Origin of the sequence: Neorhizobium galegae bv. orientalis str. HAMBI 540 (assembly GCF_000731315.1) — a bacterium.
In the GTDB taxonomy this organism is placed as follows: Bacteria; Pseudomonadota; Alphaproteobacteria; order Rhizobiales; family Rhizobiaceae; genus Neorhizobium; species Neorhizobium galegae.
Genome location: NZ_HG938353.1, coordinates 1,012,814 through 1,029,820 on the forward strand (window position 1 = coordinate 1,012,814; position 17,007 = coordinate 1,029,820).

At 61.7% G+C, this 17,007-nt stretch carries 15 protein-coding genes; 3 read left to right on the top strand and 12 right to left on the bottom strand.

Translation table 11 applies throughout. From position 1 onward, the window contains the following. Positions 1–13 precede the first annotated feature (13 nt). Positions 14–394 carry a winged helix-turn-helix transcriptional regulator gene (locus RG540_RS05195; protein ID WP_038585372.1) on the top strand — a complete coding sequence of 127 codons (381 nt, stop codon included), beginning with the start codon at positions 14–16 and terminating at the stop codon, positions 392–394. Between the two features lie 225 nt (positions 395–619). On the opposite strand, the gene rsmA is transcribed toward RG540_RS05195, so the two are convergent. The 7 genes from rsmA to RG540_RS05230 all read right to left on the bottom strand — a co-directional run bounded on the left by rsmA (position 620) and on the right by RG540_RS05230 (position 9,083). After that, complete coding sequence (rsmA, locus tag RG540_RS05200) at positions 620–1,453, bottom strand: 16S rRNA (adenine(1518)-N(6)/adenine(1519)-N(6))-dimethyltransferase RsmA (RefSeq protein WP_038585375.1); 834 nt, start codon at positions 1,451–1,453, stop codon at positions 620–622. After that, positions 1,453–2,469, bottom strand: coding sequence for a 4-hydroxythreonine-4-phosphate dehydrogenase PdxA (gene pdxA / locus RG540_RS05205; RefSeq protein WP_038585378.1), 1,017 nt, complete (start codon positions 2,467–2,469; stop codon positions 1,453–1,455). Before pdxA ends, rsmA begins: the two co-directional genes overlap by 1 nt. Positions 2,470–2,511: 42 nt before the next feature. Next, positions 2,512–3,426, bottom strand: a complete 915-nt coding sequence (locus tag RG540_RS05210; protein ID WP_244446658.1) for a SurA N-terminal domain-containing protein — start codon at positions 3,424–3,426, stop codon at positions 2,512–2,514. Positions 3,427–3,589: 163 nt separating this feature from the next. Next, positions 3,590–5,917, bottom strand: coding sequence for an LPS-assembly protein LptD (locus tag RG540_RS05215; protein ID WP_038585381.1), 2,328 nt, complete (start codon positions 5,915–5,917; stop codon positions 3,590–3,592). Further along, positions 5,917–7,005 (bottom strand): LPS export ABC transporter permease LptG, encoded by a 1,089-nt coding sequence (gene lptG, locus RG540_RS05220; protein ID WP_038585384.1) that lies wholly within the window; start codon positions 7,003–7,005, stop codon positions 5,917–5,919. The genes RG540_RS05215 and lptG overlap by 1 nt, the downstream gene beginning before the upstream one ends. Continuing rightward, on the bottom strand, positions 7,002–8,177 hold the full coding sequence (gene lptF, locus RG540_RS05225; RefSeq protein ID WP_038585387.1) for an LPS export ABC transporter permease LptF: 1,176 nt from the start codon (positions 8,175–8,177) through the stop codon (positions 7,002–7,004). The genes lptG and lptF overlap by 4 nt, the downstream gene beginning before the upstream one ends. A 114-nt stretch (positions 8,178–8,291) precedes the next feature. Further along, positions 8,292–9,083: a phosphatase PAP2 family protein gene (locus tag RG540_RS05230; protein WP_038585389.1), complete on the bottom strand. Its 792-nt coding sequence runs from the start codon at positions 9,081–9,083 to the stop codon at positions 8,292–8,294. 250 nt (positions 9,084–9,333) lie between these two features. On the opposite strand from RG540_RS05230, the gene RG540_RS05235 reads away from it, so the two are divergent. Beyond that, positions 9,334–10,824 (top strand): leucyl aminopeptidase, encoded by a 1,491-nt coding sequence (locus RG540_RS05235; RefSeq protein WP_038585392.1) that lies wholly within the window; start codon positions 9,334–9,336, stop codon positions 10,822–10,824. Then, a complete protein-coding gene (locus RG540_RS05240; RefSeq protein ID WP_038541713.1) occupies positions 10,824–11,273 on the top strand; it encodes a DNA polymerase III subunit chi in 450 nt (149 codons plus the stop codon). The genes RG540_RS05235 and RG540_RS05240 overlap by 1 nt, the downstream gene beginning before the upstream one ends. A gap of 25 nt (positions 11,274–11,298) precedes the next feature. On the opposite strand, the gene RG540_RS05245 is transcribed toward RG540_RS05240, so the two are convergent. The 5 genes from RG540_RS05245 to RG540_RS05265 form a co-directional block, all read right to left on the bottom strand. Further along, a complete protein-coding gene (locus tag RG540_RS05245) occupies positions 11,299–12,153 on the bottom strand; it encodes a polysaccharide deacetylase family protein (protein ID WP_038585394.1) in 855 nt (284 codons plus the stop codon). A 291-nt stretch (positions 12,154–12,444) separates the two neighbouring features. After that, positions 12,445–12,981 carry a TadE/TadG family type IV pilus assembly protein gene (locus RG540_RS05250; RefSeq protein WP_051909244.1) on the bottom strand — a complete coding sequence of 179 codons (537 nt, stop codon included), beginning with the start codon at positions 12,979–12,981 and terminating at the stop codon, positions 12,445–12,447. A gap of 65 nt (positions 12,982–13,046) precedes the next feature. Next, complete coding sequence (locus tag RG540_RS05255; RefSeq protein WP_157884582.1) at positions 13,047–13,556, bottom strand: TadE/TadG family type IV pilus assembly protein; 510 nt, start codon at positions 13,554–13,556, stop codon at positions 13,047–13,049. Positions 13,557–13,565: 9 nt separating this feature from the next. Beyond that, positions 13,566–14,924 (bottom strand): TadE/TadG family type IV pilus assembly protein, encoded by a 1,359-nt coding sequence (locus RG540_RS05260; RefSeq protein WP_038585400.1) that lies wholly within the window; start codon positions 14,922–14,924, stop codon positions 13,566–13,568. 172 nt (positions 14,925–15,096) lie between these two features. Continuing rightward, a complete protein-coding gene (locus RG540_RS05265; RefSeq protein ID WP_038585403.1) occupies positions 15,097–16,980 on the bottom strand; it encodes an ATP-binding cassette domain-containing protein in 1,884 nt (627 codons plus the stop codon). Positions 16,981–17,007 lie beyond the last annotated feature (27 nt).

Consider the following 17,007-nt stretch of genomic DNA (forward strand, 5'->3'; position numbering starts at 1 on the left):
AGAAGGCACTTTCGTGACACTCAGTGACATAGAGTTTCCTACCCCAAGCGAAGACGCCGACTGCCGTCCCGTTCGGGAGATCCTCGATCGCATTGCCGATAAGTGGAGTCTTTACATCTTCGTGGCACTGAAGGATGGGCCGGTCCGCTTCAATGCATTGCGACGGCAGATCGACGGGATCTCGCAACGGATGCTCACGATCACGCTTCGTCAATTGGAACGCGATGGCTTGATCAGTCGCACCCACTTTCCGACGATCCCACCGCGCGTGGATTACGAACTGACTGCAGTCGGCAGGTCGCTTCTCGCCCCAGTCATGGCCTTGGTGACCTGGGCAGATTCAAATCGGGACGTGATCGAGCAGGCGCGCCGGCAACATGACCAAACTAGATGAACCTGAGCGGAGCTGGCGCTTGTCGCTCGCCGCGATGCGTCCGTTCAGGGCGCTTCTCGCGAGGTTTTGGAAATGGCGCGATATGATTGTCCAAGGTGGTCTCCGGCAACGTCTGCGATCAGGCGACGGCAAAGATCACCTTAGCGGCCGACCTGAGGGATAAAGCCGCTCGTCTACGCCAAGATCGCCAACTGCAGTTGGGCTGAAAGCGGTCACTGCCGCCGCTCAGAGACAGTTCGCCAACCGAACGAACTCTTCGACCGACAGCGTCTCCGCCCGCCTCGCCGGGTCGATCCCGGCTTTCACCAGCAGCGCCTCGCCGCCGAGTGATTTGACGCTCTGGCGCAGCATCTTGCGGCGTTGGCCGAAGGCGGCGTGGGTGACGCGCTCCAGCTTGGCGACGTCGCAGGGCAGGGGATTTTGGCGCGGCGTCAGGTGGACGACCGTGGAGGTGACCTTCGGAGGCGGCGTGAAGGCCTGCGGCGGCACGTCGAAGACCATGTGCGCATCGGTGCGCCAGCCGGCGAGCACACCGAGACGGCCGTAGTGGTCGTCCTCCTCGTCGGCGACGATTCGCTGGCCGACTTCCTTCTGGAACATCAGCGTCAGGCTTTCCCAGAAGGGCGGCCATCGGTCGGGCGAAGGCAGCAGCCAGTTGATGAGAAGCTGAGTGCCGACATTGTAGGGCAGGTTGGCGATGATCTTCACCGGGCCTTCAGGCGCGAGCGCCGCGAAATCGGTCTTCAGCGCATCGCCTTCGATCACCTCCAGCCGGCCGGGATAATGCTCGCCGATTTCCGCGAGAGCAGGAAGGCAGCGGCTGTCCCGTTCGACGGCGATCACCTTTTTGGCGCCAAGCGACAGGATGGCTCGGGTCAGGCCGCCGGGTCCGGGTCCGACCTCGAAGACGGTCGCATCCTGTAGCGGCCCGGCGCTGCGGGCGATCTTCTGGGTGAGATTGAGGTCGAGAAGGAAATTCTGGCCGAGCGCCTTTTTGGCATCGAGCCCGTGACGCTGGATCACGTCCCGTAGCGGCGGCAAGCCGTCCAGAGTGGCCATCAGCCGGCTTTCGACGTCAGAGCGAGATTGCCGGCAAGCTTGATCGCCTCGACGAGGCTTGTCTCGCGGGCGACACCCTGGCCGGCAATGCCGAACGCCGTGCCGTGATCCGGCGATGTGCGGATGAACGGCAGGCCGAGCGTGACGTTGACGGAGGTGTCGAAGCCGAGCGCCTTGGCGGGGATCAGTGCCTGGTCGTGATACATGCAGATCGCCACGTCGTAGCGAGCGCGCGCCTCGTCGTGGAACATCGTATCGGCCGGCAGTGGTCCGAAAACATGCAGGCCCTCGGCCCGCAGCTTGAAGATCGCCGGATGGATGATGTCCTGGTCCTCGCGGCCGATCGCGCCATCCTCACCGGCATGCGGGTTGAGGCCGGCAACCGCAAGCCGCGGCTTGTCGATGCCGAAGCGGGTCTTGAGATCGTGATGGGCGATACGGCAGGTCTCGGCGATCAGGTCCGCATTGAGGGCCGCCGGGACTTGGCTGATCGGGATATGGATGGTGACGGGGATCGCCCTAAGCTTCGGCCCCGCCAGCATCATCACCGGCAGGATCTTCTTGCCCGTGGCGCGCTCGGCAAGGTCGGCGAGAAATTCCGTGTGGCCGGGGAAACCGAAGCCTGCCTGGTAGAGAATGGACTTGGCGATCGGATTGGTGACCGTACCGGCGGCCTTGCCTTCGAGCGAGAGCGAAACGGCGGTCTGGATTGCCTGGATCGTTCCCTTGGCGGTTGCCACATGCGGCTCGCCGGCGGCGATCTCCGCACCGGCGGCAATTGGCAGCACGGGCAGGGCATCCTGAAAGATCGACATCGCGCTGTCGCTATCCGCCTCCCGGATCGGCACGTCGAGGCCGAGCATCACGGCGCGGGCCTTGAGCACGGCCGGATCGCCGAGGAAGAGGAAAGGCGGCAGGTCGTATTTCTGGCGCGAGGCCCAGGCGACAAGCGTGATATCGGGGCCGATGCCGGCAGGATCGCCCTGGGTCAACGCAAGCGGACGGTCGAGAGGCATTACGGCTCCGGGAATGACTTAATGTCGAGGTCAGCGATATTCTTAGCGATACTCGATCTGTGCCTTGCTGCGCAGGTCGTCGAGATATTTCTTGTCGTTGGGGTCGGGAGCGCCCTTCTTCTCCTTGCCGAGATCCTCGGCGCGGAACACGACTTCCGCCGCGAGATCGTCCGACACTTGGCGTTGTTTGCAGATGGCCAGGAACTCGACGCCACGTTCGGTGACGCGGGTCCCCGTCGTGCCGCCGTCGGCTGTCTTCTCGATCAGCGGCTTCCAGTCGGCCGGCAGTTCGGGGGCGAGAACGCGGCCGAGGTCGCGGATCGACACGTCCAGCATGGTCGCCGCGAAATCCTTCGACTGCTCGCAGCCCGGGAATTTGGAGCGCGCGGCGTTCGCTTCCTTCTGACGCTTGGCGAGAATGGCGTTGCGCTTGGCCGGGGGCACGACGAAGATTACCTGTTGCAGGAAATATTCGGTGGTGACCGGCTTTTCCTTGTTCTCCATCATGCGCTTGACGAGTTCCTGGCTCGACATGCGGCCGCGCGAGCCGCCGTAACGGGCGTTGACCAGTCGCGGCCAGCTCATCTGCACCGCGATGTAATTCTTGAAATGCTCGACGCCGACGCCGGCTTTATCGAGGATTTGGCTCATCTGCGCCACGCTCAGCTTGTTGCCGGCGGCAAACCGCTCGAAGGCCTTGTCGACGTCCTCGGTGCTGACCGACATTTTCACGCGGGAGATTTCCTGGCGCTTCAGCGCCTCATCCACCAGTACCTCGCGCGCCGTCTTGGCATCGGCCTTCTGGCGCTGAAGGCGCAGGAAGGCGACGCGCTTGGCGACATCGCTGCTGGTGATCGCCGTCCTGTTGACGACGGCTGAGACTTCGCTTGCGGCCTGCGCCTGCTGGACGCCGGGCTGGATGACGACCGAGGCGGCCAAAGCGGCCGCGGCCAGCATCAGCTTGCGCGTTGCGGTCATTGCGAACATGATACCAATCCCTTTTCCCGCCCCGGTGGGCACTTGAACCCGACCGGCCTCGCATTTCATACTCTATCTGCGACCGCTTGCACAATTCTTGCGGCGAAACGATGACGGTTCACCGACCGGACGAACCGCCATGTCAGTTGCGGTAGTCCTGGTCGAAACCTTCGGTGGAGCCGACGCTGATATCGCCAAGCGTGCGGAAGCTCAAGCGCGCGCTGACAGTCCAGTCGTTGGCGGCCGTGTCCGACGGCTTGTCCGTATAGGCAAGCGTAAAGATCGTGCACTCGTCCGCATAGCTGATGCCAATGCCGCGCCGGATCAATTGCTTGTCCACAAGGTCCCAGGTCGCGGTGCCGGCAAGCGCCCAGTTTTCGTTGATCCGGAAGCTCATCGAGTGCTTCAGCACGTCCCTTGCGTCGTCCGAACCGTATTCCGGTTGAGCATCGACCTGCGTGTAGACCAGCGTGCCGCTTACCCGCGGCGTCGTGTAGCCGAGCGAGGCATCGGTGCGCTTGATCGCAAATGTCTTTTCGTCGAAGCGGGCGTTTGCCCCGATCGTGAAGCCCTGTGGCAGATCGATGGCTGCCATCGCGACATAATCGGACCGCCGCGTTTCGAGACCGGAATCGGCGCCTGCATGAACCAGGTCCTCGGTGGCGAACGAGTTCTGGCCGGCAATCTGATAGGACTGGCCGACAACGCTGCGCACGCCGATGCCGTTTGCGAACGTACCGGTATAACGAAGGCCGACATTGGCGCGCGTGCCGCCTTCGACACGGTCGAAGCCCGAAAACTTGTCACGCTCGAAAAGGCTGGTGGCGTCGAAGACGAAGCTCTGCGCGTCCTCGTTCGGCAACCCGCCCGCCATCTGCTCGTCGGGACGCGCGAAGATCTGCGCAATCGGCTCGATGATATGGCTGCTGTTTTCGGTGGTCAGCAGGATCGGATAACGCGCCTCGAGACCGGCCGTGAGCATGTAACGGCCGTTGGCGCCTTCAGTCTCCATATCGCCGAAATAGGCACCCGGAGTGCCGGAACCGGTATGGCGGATGCCGTCGCCGCGGGCGGCGAGGATCGGCGTCAGCAGCAGGCCGTCGAGCGTGTTGAAGGTGCGCTTCCATTCGGCTTCCACGGTCAAGCGGCTGTAGCTGCCTTCAAGGCCCGGGAAACGATTGGTCGTGCCTTCCCTGTACCAGTCGTCTTCGCGACGGGACAGGTTGGTAATGTTGGAGGTGACCGAAAGCTCGCCGCCGAGGATCGGTTCCGGCGCGTAGTAGGTATAGTCGAGCGAAGGATAGACGATCGCCTGCTTCTGTTCGGCCGTGTTGCTATAGGTGTCGTCCTGGATGTTGAAATAATAGTTGTGCAGGTCGAAATAGTTCCGCGTCCCCAGCCCGGTGAGATACACGTCATTGGTAAACGTGCCGCCGCCGACGCCCGTCAGTTTGTAGGTCCGCGAGAAGTTGTTGTCGCTCTGGGTCATGACGTTCCAGCCGAATGTCCAGCGCGGATTGATCCTGAACTCACCCTTGGAGGCGGCCATGAAGCGGTTGTCCGCAGCACTGTCGCTGGTATTCGGATCGAAGGCTTTCGGGTCGTTCTGGTGGATGCCGGCGAAGCGGAACGTGTGCTCGCCCGTCTCGAACTTGTTGCGGATCTCGCCCTGGAGCAGCAGTCCCTGATTGGAAAAATAGGTGGGGCTGAGCGTCGCATCCATGCTCGGCGAGAACACGTGATAGTAGGGCACGGTCACGCCGAAGCCGAGATTGTCGCTCGCGCTGTATTGCGGGAAGAGAAGGCCCGATTTGCGCTCGACCGTTTCGTCCGGAACCTCGATCGCAAACGGCAGACGGCCGATCGGCAGGCCGAACAATTCGAACTGGGCGTTTTCCAGGCGAATCGTATGGGTCTGGCCGTTGCGAACGATACGCTGTGCCTTCACTTGCCAGAGCGGAGCTTTGCCGGGCGTCTGGGTGCAAGGAAGACAGGCGGTGTAGACGCTGTTGTTGAGCACCATCAGGTCGCCGGGCTGGCGCTCGGCGCTCTCGGCGGCAAGGCGGGTATTGTCGGTGGTCTCGACGCGAAGCGCGTTGATGAAACCTTCGCCGAAGTTGTCGGTGACGTCGAGCTGCTCAGCGTAGACGCGGCTGCCGCCCGGCTCGATCAGCTCGATATTGCCGGTCGCCATGACGCGACCGCTCTTCTGATCGTACTGAACGCGCTGCGCTACCATCTTGTAGCGATTGTAATAGATCTGCACGCCACCGGTTGCGGTGACCAGCTTGGCATCCTGATTATAGACGAGCTCATTGGCGCGCAGCAGCATCTTGGCGCCGTCCGCTGCCTGAGGCACCAGACCTTGCGCCTGCACAACCGTTGCGGATACGCCGAATACGCATACAGACACACCTGTCAGCAGGGCGGCGGCGAGCCGTCTTATATGTTTGCGGTCACTTACCGCCACTAGCCATCCTCCTGATGAAGCAGAATTGTCGTCCCCAGCGCCGTCGCGACGATCACTGGAATCCAGACCGCCACGAAGGGAGGAATTGCCCCACTGCTCCCGAATGCCTTCACAAGCACAGTGACGACATAAAGCACGAAGCCAGAAACTATTCCACCCAGAATCACGGAGCGGGACTGGGCGAACCGACTGAATTTTAATGAAACTGTCGCGGCAATGAGAGTCATTGCCACGAGCAGGATCGGCAGGGAGAGCAGCGAATGATACTGCGTCTCGAGCGCCTTTGTGGGAATGCCGAACGATTTGCTGACCTCAATTTTTCTGGAAAGATCAAAAAACGCAACAGTATCAGGCTGCGCCAGGCTCTCTTGAATGTATTCCTGCTTCAAGTTGGTGCGAACCTGTGCTGTCTCGCGACGCACCGGAATTTCGCCCGGCCGGTTCTCCAGAACCTCTTTAAGCAGCCAGTAACCATTTTCCAATTTTGCGGTCTTGGCATCCTGCCGCAGGGCCACGCGGCCGTCCTTGTCGAACTGGAAAACCACCACGTCGACGAGCAGCGTTCCCTTCTCCTGATAGCTCTTGGCGCCGATGATCGTATCGTCGTCGCCGCTGATCTGCCGGATCCAGGGGATGAAGGCGGATGCTCGCGACCGGTTGCTCGCTTCGCGCCAGCTAGCCTCCATGGAGGCTGATTCGCGCTGGCCCCACGCGGCGAGCGGATTGACCACGAACAAGGTGGCGAGCCCGATCAGAAACGCTCCGATGACGAAGGGCGAGACGAACTGCCAGACCGAAATGCCGGCCGCACGCGTCACCACCAGTTCATAGCGGCGGTTCAGCGCGATCAGCACCGTCATGCCGATGAAGAGGCTGAGCGTCGGGATGATCTGCTGCAGGATGAGCGGCAAGCGCATGGCGGTCATCAGCAGCCCGGTCGAAACCGTGTAGCCGGTAAAGCCCGACATGCGGCGGCTGGTTTCGCTGAAGTCGGCAAGGAAAATGATGGCGCTGACGCCGAGCAGGAACCAAAGCGCGGTGACGATATAGCGGCGGAAGAAATACCGGCCGAGCGTCGTGAAGATCATGCCGCACCTCCGCCCGAAGTCCGCGAGGCGGGCATCCGGCGCTGCAGGCTGCTGGCCAGGCGCGACATGCCGCGGGTGATGAAGCGCGGCGCCGAGAACTGCCGGTTGGTGGCAAGCATGAAGATTGCGATCAGCGAGAAGACAACCGGCACCACGTAAGGAAGCGGAGTGTAGAGCGGGTGGCGTTCGACCATGTTGGTGGCCGAGAAACCGAGCCAGCGCACGCCAAACGCAAGGAACAGCGCAAATACCATCGGATGGACCCGGGTCTGCCGGTGCGAGCGGGTGCTGCCGGCGATGACCAGCGAGATCAGCGCGAAGCAGATCGGGAAAAGCCAGTCGGACAAGCGCCGGTGCAGTTCCGACCGGTAGGCATCCGGCGACTTCTGATAGAGCGGGTCGTTCGGATCCGGGTTCAGGAGGAAGGAGAGGCTGCGGTCGGACGAATACTGCGGGAGGCCGCCTTCGGCCTTCGCCATCGCCGACAGGTCGAAGGCGTAGGATACGAACTTGATGATCGAGATGCGGCCGTCGACGGCTTTGCGATGGACCTCGCCGTCGCGCATGGTGAGCGAGGTGCCGCTTTCGTCGATCGATCCCTCGCGGGCATAATAGATGAGATCGAAATTCGGGTCGCGATAATCGACGACGAACAGGCCCTTGAGCACGCGGCCGGAATGGCGCTCCGAAATCTGCACGTAGAGACCCGGCTCGATGCTGCGGAAGGTCTTCTCCTCGATGACCGAGGAGAGCAGGTCCGCATAGGCGGCTGCGACCATCTGGCGGGCGGCGACGCGCGAGGGCGGCTCGACGAAATTCGTTACCAGGAAGGAGAACATGCTGAGCGCGATCCCGAGCATCAGCACCGGCCGGTAGATGATGTTGCGCGATGCTCCGGCCGCGTCGATGACCGGCAATTCCGAATCGTTGTTCATCGCCGTCAGCGTCTGGGTGATGCCGATGACGAGTGCGAAAGGCAGCACGACGGGGATGATGGTGGGCAGGATGAAGGTGGCAAGAGTCGCGAACGAGCCCATCGACTGGCCGGTATCGGTGACCAGGTTGATGCGTCCCAGCACCTGGATGGTCCAGATGATGGTGAGCACCGGCAGGAGCGTCACCAGGAACATCTGAAAAATCCGGCGCAATATGTAGACTTCGAGAAGCTTCATTCCAGCCTGGATACCCTGCACAACGTCACCCGGGGAATGGTGACAGCTTGTTGCCCCGAGATGACGGTCGCGCCTATCTAAGCGATTGATATCAGCATTGCGACAGGGGTCGCGTCACAAATTTGTTTGCGAATTCCGTTTTCTTGCTCGCTGTGACATTTCGAAACACGCAGCCACCCCCGCATAGACCACCAGCGACGACAGCCAGCCGAGCGTCACGTCAGAAAAGTAGTGGCCCCCGAAGGAGGTCCTCAGCGCCGGCGAGATCAGCGAGATGGCGATCAGCGGCGGACCGAGCACCGGACGCAGCGGTTTCGGCAGCAAAACGATGAGGCAGGCCAGCCATCCGGCGCCGGCCGCCTCGCCCGAGATGAAGGAACAGTTGCCGACGCAAGCGCCGCCGAAATCACCGGCCGGTGTGAACACGTCCCTGCCGCCGAAAAAGTCGGTCTCGTAGGGGCGGGGACGGTTGGAGACCTGCTTCAGGATCAGGTTGACCAGCACGTAAGGGCCGATCAGGAAGGAAATCAGGGCGATGGAATAATTCCGCGTCTTGCGCGGGCTGTAGGTCGTGCCATGGTGCTGCAGGTTGGCGATCAGCCGGTAGAGGATACAGATCGCGACCAGCGCCGGCAGGTAGAAGAGAATGCGCCGGATCAGTATGAAGAGCGTTTCGGCGCCATAGGGGAAACTGCCGCAGACGCGGCCACGTTCGATAGCCTCGCCGCAGGCGGCTTGTTCGAAGAAGGCGCGCGCCACCGCAAGATCTATCTGTGGCACCAGATAGAAGACTGCAAGCAGCACCCACCAGAGCGCCATCAGCACGATGAACCATCCCCTCGGCGTGGCAAGGAATCGCCGCATGGCGGCGAGCCATTCGGGGGTGGTTTGGGAGGGCGAGGTCATGCGAACTTATCCATTGGTCGTCGGGCGGCGCGACCCTAGAGCAAGATGCGCTGGATTTGAACAGGGCCGGCGACCGATAGAAAGGGTGGCGGACCGATAGAAGGGAATGTCCGCTTGCGAAATCGGGCTTTTTGACGCGTCGGAGAGCGAGCCTGCCTCCGGGCTGAGACGGTAGCGATATCTCGCCCTTGCGCTCGCGGCCGAAACGGCGATGATCGCCGCGTTCTTTCGAAAGCCTCCTGGAGTCGCAATGTCCGTGAAATTCGATATCTCCTTCGCCAAGTCCGCCAAGATCGACGGCGGCCTTGCCATCCAGTTCAAGCTTGCCGGCGAAGGGCCAGCGGCGGGTGCCGCCGATGCCGATCCTGCCGGCATCGTGACCCGGGCGGCCGAGATCGCGAAGTTTTCCGGCAAGCCGATGTCGACGCTGGACCTCATCGCGCCGCAGGGGTCGCCGGCTGATCGGCTGGTCGTATTGGGTCTCGGCAAGGCCGAGACGCTGACCGCCTACGACTGGCTGAAGGCGGGCGGCGTCGCGGCTTCCACCGTCAAGTCGATGACCAAGGTTGCAATCTTTGCCGACGTGCCGGGCATTGCCGTTGGTGCTGCCGAACTGGCCGGATTCGCGCTCGGCATGCTGCTGCGCGCCTACAGCTTCGACACCTACAAGACCAAGAAGGGCGAAGACGACGACAAGGCGCCGAAGACCGTCAAGGTGACGATCGTCACCGCCGCGCATGCCGCCGCCAAGAAGGCGTTTGCCGAATCCGAAGCGATCGCCGGCGGCGTGCTGCTGGCCCGCGAACTGGTCAACCTGCCGCCGAACGTGCTCGGGCCGGTCGAATTTGCAGACAGGGCGAAGGAGCTCGAAAAACTCGGCGTGGAGGTGGAAATCCTCACCGAAAAGGAGATGAAGAAACTCGGCATGGGTGCGCTTCTCGGCGTCGCGCAGGGTTCGGTGCGGCCGCCGCGGCTCGCCGTCATGCAATGGAAGGGCGGCAAGCCGAAGGATGCGCCGGTCGCCTTCATCGGCAAGGGCGTCGTTTTCGATACCGGCGGCATCTCCATCAAGCCGGGTGCCGGCATGGAGGACATGAAGGGCGACATGGGCGGCGCCGCAGCCGTGATCGGCCTCATGCATACGCTTGGCGCCCGCAAGGCCAAAGTCAACGCGATCGGCATTCTTGGCCTTGTCGAGAACATGCCTGACGGCAACGCCCAGCGACCGGGCGACATCGTCACCACCATGTCCGGCCAGACGATCGAGATCATCAACACCGATGCGGAAGGCCGGCTGGTGCTTGCCGATGCGCTTCACTATTGCAACGACCGTTTCAAGCCGAGGTTCATGATCAATCTCGCCACCCTGACCGGCGCGATCCTCGTGGCGCTCGGCAATCTGCAGGCAGGCCTGTTCTCCAACGACGACACGCTGGCCGGCCAATTGACCGGTGTGGGAGATGTCACCGGCGAGCGCCTGTGGCGCATGCCGCTCGGCAAGGAATACGACAAGCTGATCGATTCGAAATTCGCCGACATGAAGAATACCGGCGGGCGTTATGCAGGATCGATCACGGCGGCGCAGCTCCTGAAACGCTTCGTGGGCGAAACGCCCTGGGCACATCTCGACATCGCCGGTACCGCGATGAACTCGCCGTCGAGCGAGATCAACCAATCGTGGGGATCAGGCTACGGCGTCCGGCTGCTGGACGAACTCGTGCGGGCGCACTACGAGAGCTAATGACCGAGGTTCTTTTCTATCATCTGACCGAATCGAAGCTCGAGGACGCGCTGCCGGCGCTGCTCGAAAAGAGCGTCGAGCGCGGCTGGAAGGTGGCGGTGCAGACGAGCGGCGATGTGCGGCGGGATTTTCTCGACGCGCATCTCTGGACCTTTCGCGAGGACAGTTTTCTGCCGCATGGCACCGACGCCTCGCCGATGGCCGAGGCGCAGCCGGTACTTCTGACATCCGCTGCCGAAAACGGCAACGGCGCGACGGTTCGCTTTCTGGTGGATGGTGCCGAGCCGCCACCGATCGCAGACTATGACCGGATCGTCTTCATGTTCGACGGCTACGATGCCGTCCAGCTCGACAATGCCCGCGCCCAGTGGAAGAAGCTGAAGGGCGAGGGGCATGCGCTGACCTATTGGCAGCAATCGGAAGAGGGGCGCTGGGTCAAGAAAGCCTGACCCGAGCTCCTCGGGTGGACCCTTCTCAGTCGAAGAGCGAAGCCAGCATCATCGATGAGTTGCTGTGGCGCAGCCTGACCACCTTGTAGCCTTCCGCCTGCAACTGCGTCAGCAGCGCCGGCAGCATGGCGGCGGTGCGGGCATGGATGTCGTGCAGCAGGATGATACCCTTGCCGTTTGCCCTCAGCGAATTCATCGTCCGGGTCGCGACGGCGGCGGGAGAGACGCCGAAATAATCCTTGGAGTCGATCTGCACGTCCAGCACGACCATGCCGTTCGAGGCCACCCACTGACGCAGGCGCCCGGTATCGGCAAGGTAGGGGAAGCGGAAGAAGCCGGCATCCTCGTGGGTGACGCTGATCACCGCATCGCGCCCCTTTTCGATCTCGGCAATGGCCGCATCGAAGGAAAGGTGCTGCAGGTCGGCATGGCGATAGGTATGGCTGCCGATCGTGTGCCCGGCATCGACGACCTTGCGGGCAATTTCCGGATGGGCCTTGGCCATCTGCCCGACCATCAGGAAAGTCGCCTTGACGTTGTATTCGTCGAGGATGGAGAGGATCTTCTCCGTCTTCTTCGGCATCGGACCGTCGTCGAAGGTCAGCACGACCTCTTTGTTGGCGAGCTTGATGTCGGAAAGCGACGAGACGGTGAGGGTGCGGCCGGAAAGGCTGCCCGGATTGTTGAAACGCCCCCAGGCAACGGGCGTCAGCGCCACCGGCGAATCCGCGTCGGCCTTCCTGGCCGGGTTGGCCGAGGAAATCGCCTTGGCGGGCGCAAACGAGGTGGCAAGCGAGCCGCTCTCGGTTTGGCTGCGACCGGCGCAGGAAGAAAGAAGGCACGCGGCGGCAGCGGCGACGCAAAGGACGCGGACAAACATGGGAGCGACTCGGCTAAAAAGTGACTAAGGAGTTGAAGTGAAGTCACATTCGCCGATTATGGTTAACGGCTGGTTATGATGGGTCGCCGGTTGGGCTCAATTGGCGAAACGAGCGTCCGTCCCAGATACGCAGGATCTCGATCCTATCCGCCTGGATGCGGTAGAGAATGAGGAAAGGAGTCCTCGCGATGACGGGTTCGAGTGTGCCGGAGATTGCCCTCGGGCGCCCTGCCTCCGAGAAGCTGCCGGACGTTTTGAAAGCACAACCCGGAACAATCTCTGCCGCACGCCCTACTTTCGCGTGATTTTATCCCCGACGCGCGGCCGCGAGATTGCCTTGCCGACGAAGCTGTAGTTGCCGGAGCCGGTGATGCTGGAAAACAACGAGGTGAAGGGCGTCGTCATCGCATAATTCACCTGCACGGCGACGAGCTGCACGTTGCTTTCAATCAGGTCGCTGGGGATTTCGAAGGGCGGCGGGTCCCCATATGCCTGCGCGTTCGTTTGATAGGCGTTCGACCAGTTGACCTTCGCCTTGCCGGCGGCGTCGAAGTCTATGATGGCCACCTGGATTGCAAGTGCGGTGCTGTCGAAGGGAATGAGAATGGAGGCGGTCCCTTGGAGGAGGGTATTGAGGTCGCTGGTGCTCCAGCTCGTTTCCTGGGAGACGATGTCGCTTGCCACTTCCGCGATCTGGTTGATCTTCCGCTTCACCATCAGGCCTTCTCCAAGATCGACGGTGCCGGCAAACAGCAGGGCCATCACGGGCAGAAGCAGGGTGAATTCGATGGCGGACTGACCTTTGCGGTCGGCGAGCAAGGCCCGCATGCTGCTTTTGCGCCGTTTCGCCTTCCTTGGGTCGGGATCATGCCTTTGTGCCATCGAGTGATTTCTCAAAAGGGTTCGTTTCTGAAAATCACTGCGGCGGAGAGCACATAGGTGCCATCGGCGAGCGTGTTGACATTTGCACCGACCGTGGCCAGCAGGCTGTTCCAGGGAAGGAAGGCCTGGATCATCACGTAATCTCCGGACGCAGCCGGAGAAAAGCTCTCGGTCACGGATAGAACGCCGCCGCTGACGGGCGACGTGAAGCTCATCGACGAGAAATCGGGCATGGCCGTGGTCCTGATGAGGAGCTCGTCCTTGCAGCCAAAGGCGAACGCCATGCCATCGCAGACATTGTTCTTGAACGTGGCGAGGTTCCAGTTGTTCGAATGGGCGCTACCGACCCGGACGGAACGGGCGGCCGTGTGCAGGGCCGAATCGAGCGCACTGTCGACGAAGAACATGAGCGCCATGTCGAGGATGCAAAACAGGAAGATGAAGAACGGCAAGACCAGCAGCGCAAACTCGACCGCGGCGGCTCCCTGCTCGTTCCTCAAGAGGGCTTTGAAACGTTGCATCCGCGCCATCTAGTTTGTCAGCCTGACTTTGGAGAGGTATTGCCTGAAGAGCGAGGACAGGCCGTCCGCGATATCCTCGGCCGAACTCGCCTGCAGGAACAGATCGCTGCTTGTTGCGCATTCTTCGAGCGCCTTGGAGATATAGGCGGTCCGGGTATTGCTACCCTTACCGGACGCGATCGTGCCTCCCCAGATCGAGCTGAAGCCGCTGCTGCTCATCGTCTTGCCGAGCGTCGCGTTGTAACCCCAATCCCAGGTCATCGGCAGGTATTCGGTGTAGAGGACGCCGATCGTGGCGTTGATGTCCTTCACCGGCTTGCACCACTTGGAATTGAGCGGCGTGACGACCGTCTGCAGCGAGCTTTTTGCCGTCGGAAAGCGGATCCCGGAATTGTCTTGCAGCACCCAGTTGCGCTCGGACTGGACACCGTCCGTCAGTAGCAACACGAGTTTCAGCGGAGCATCCTTGGTGGTCCCGTCTCCGGCGGTGCCGATCATGGGCTTTAGGGCCGTCAGGGAAAAGTCGAAATAGGTCGCGTCTTCCGAGCTCGCACTCGTCATGCCGCTGGTTTTATCGTTCAACTTCGTCCGGGCCGCGGCGGTCGAGAAGGTGGGTGACAACACCTGGGTCGTGGTTTTGCCAAGAGTATAGAGGCCTACCCTGATGCGCTCATGGGCGGCGTCTGCCGTGTCGACGAGGTCCAGCACTTCTCGCGCGGCGTCCACCGAGACATCGGCCCGCAGCTTGATGTTCATCGCGACCGAAAGGTCGTAGACATTGCTGTAGGTCTTGCTCTTGTAGGTGAAGGTCGAGCCTTCCGGCGTGTGGCACGCAAAGGCGCAGGCCGCCGAAGACGCCATCAGGCTGGACTGACCGGTGCTCGTTGCCGCCAGCAGCATCGAAGCTGATTTGTCGAGTATGATATAGACATCGAGATAGGCGCGGCCCGGACCTTCGACCGACGACGACGCGCCGACGACGACTTCATTTATGCCGGCAATCCTGAGCAGCGTCGTGCTGACCGTCGCGTGGGCTGTCGCAGTGATCCTACGGTTCGATGTGTCGATATCGACGTCTTCGAGCGTGTAGCCGCCGCTTCCGAGATCGGTCTGGGCAGCGAACCATTCCTGGATACGCGTCTTGAGTGCCGCGTTGTCCAGCGTTCCCACGCTTTTCACTGCGCCGAGCAAAGCGGAGTCCAGATCGGCCTGCATTTTGGAGCGGGCGTTATAGGCCTGCACATAGTCGAGGCTGGCACCGACGGCGGTGATCAGCGGCACGAGCAGCAATGAGAACATGATGGCAATATTGCCGCGGCGATCCGCGAGCAGGCCAGAAAGAGCGAGAAGCCGCCGCGAATTCGACATAAGGTCTGAAGATCATCCCTGTGAGCAATCAAACCATATTATAATGCATTCCTAATTTAAGGATTAATCGCGTTGAAGGGGCCACAGCGTTCAGGCTCTTTCGACCTAATCGGCGTGTTGGCCCGCGCGTTCATCAATACGACAGAAGGCAATATTCACAAGAGGAGCAAGGTCAGCTCGCCATCGCCTCTTCGTATTCCGACGACAGCATCAGCCATTCCTCTTCGGCGGCGGAGAGTTTGGCGGCCGCTTCGCCGCGTTCCTTGGCCTTCTGGGCTGCCTTCGCGGGAGCTTTTTCATAGAGCGCGGGATCCGCAAGCTCTTTATCAAGAACCTTGATCAATTTCTCGAGCTTGGCTGTCACGGCCTCGATTTCATTGATCTTTTTCTTGAGCGGTGCCAGCGAGGCGCGTTTTTCTGCATTCGCCTTGCGCTGGTCCGCCTTCGAGGAGAGATCGTCGGTCAGTTCAATTTTTTCTTCTTTTTTTTTACCGGAACTGACGATCAGGTTGCGATATTCCTCCAGGTCGCCTTCGAAATTTGACACCGTGCCGTTGTTGACCAGCCATAGCCGGTCGACGGTGGCCTCGATCAGGTGGCGATCGTGGCTGATCAGGATGACGGCGCCTTCGTAGTCGTTGAGCGCCTCGATCAGCGCCCGGCGGCTGTCGATGTCGAGATGGTTGGTCGGTTCGTCGAGGATCAGCAGGTTCGGCGCGTGGAAGGCGGCAAGGCCCATCAGCAGGCGCGCCTTTTCGCCGCCGGACAGGTCTTTGGCGGCCGTTGCCATCTTTTCGGTCGCAAGCCCCATCTGCGCCACGCGGGCGCGAACCTTGGCCTCGGGCGCATCCGGCATCAGCCGGCGCACATGGGCAACGGGCGAATCCGCCGGCACGAGATCGTCGAGCTGATGCTGGGCGAAGAAACCGATCTTCAGGTTCGGCGCCAGGCGGATATCGCCGCTTTCCGCCTTGAGGCGGCTGGCGATGAACTTGGCGAAGGTCGACTTGCCGTTGCCGTTCGAACCGAGCAGGGCGATGCGGTCGTCATTGTCGATGCGCAGCGTAATGTTCTTGAGGATCGGCTTGCCCGGTTCATAGCCTACAGCGCCGTTCTGGATCGCAACGATCGGCGAGGCGGGCTGTTTTTCCGGCTCGGGAAAGGTGATTGGCTGCACATGATCTTCGATCACCGCGGCGACTGTCCCCATGCGCTCCAGCGCCTTGACGCGGCTCTGCGCCTGCCGGGCCTTGGTGGCCTTGGCCTTGAAGCGGTCGATGAAGCTCTGCAGGTGCTTGCGGGCAGCCTCGTTCTTGGCCTTTGCCTTGGTCTGCAATTCGTCGGCCTCGGCCTTCTGCCGCTCGAACTGGTCGTAGCCGCCGCGGTAGAAGGTCAGCTTCTTCTGATCGAGATGCACGATGGCGTTGACCGCGTTGTTCAGGAGGTCGCGGTCATGGCTGATGATGATGACTGTGTGCGGATAACGCCGGATATAGTCCTCCAGCCATAACGTGCCCTCGAGATCGAGATAGTTGGTCGGTTCGTCGAGCAGCAGCAGATCGGGCTCGGCAAACAGGACGGAGGCGAGCGCCACGCGCATCCGCCAGCCGCCCGAAAACGACGAAGCGGGACGCGACTGAGCGTCCTGGGAGAAACCGAGACCGGCGAGAATGCTGGCGGCACGCGCCTCGGCCGAGTGCGCGTCGATGTCGACGAGCCGCATCTGGATATCGGCGATGCGATGCGGATCGGTGGCGGTTTCCGCTTCAGCCAGAAGTGCTGCGCGCTCCTTGTCGGCGGAAAGCACGATTTCGATCAGCGAATCCTCCGTGCCGGGCGCTTCCTGCGCCACCTGGCCAAGCCGGGCGCTCTTTGGATAGGAGACCGAACCGGTTTCCGAGCCCAGCTCACCGGTGATGACCTTGAACAGCGTGGATTTGCCGGCGCCGTTGCGGCCGACGAGCCCGGCCTTGGTGCCCGCCGGAAGCGTCACGCTGGCATTGTCGAGGAGGAGGCGCCCGGCGATGCGGGCGGAAAGCTCGGTAATCGTGATCATGGCGGGGGTTTTGGCCGAAACCCTGTT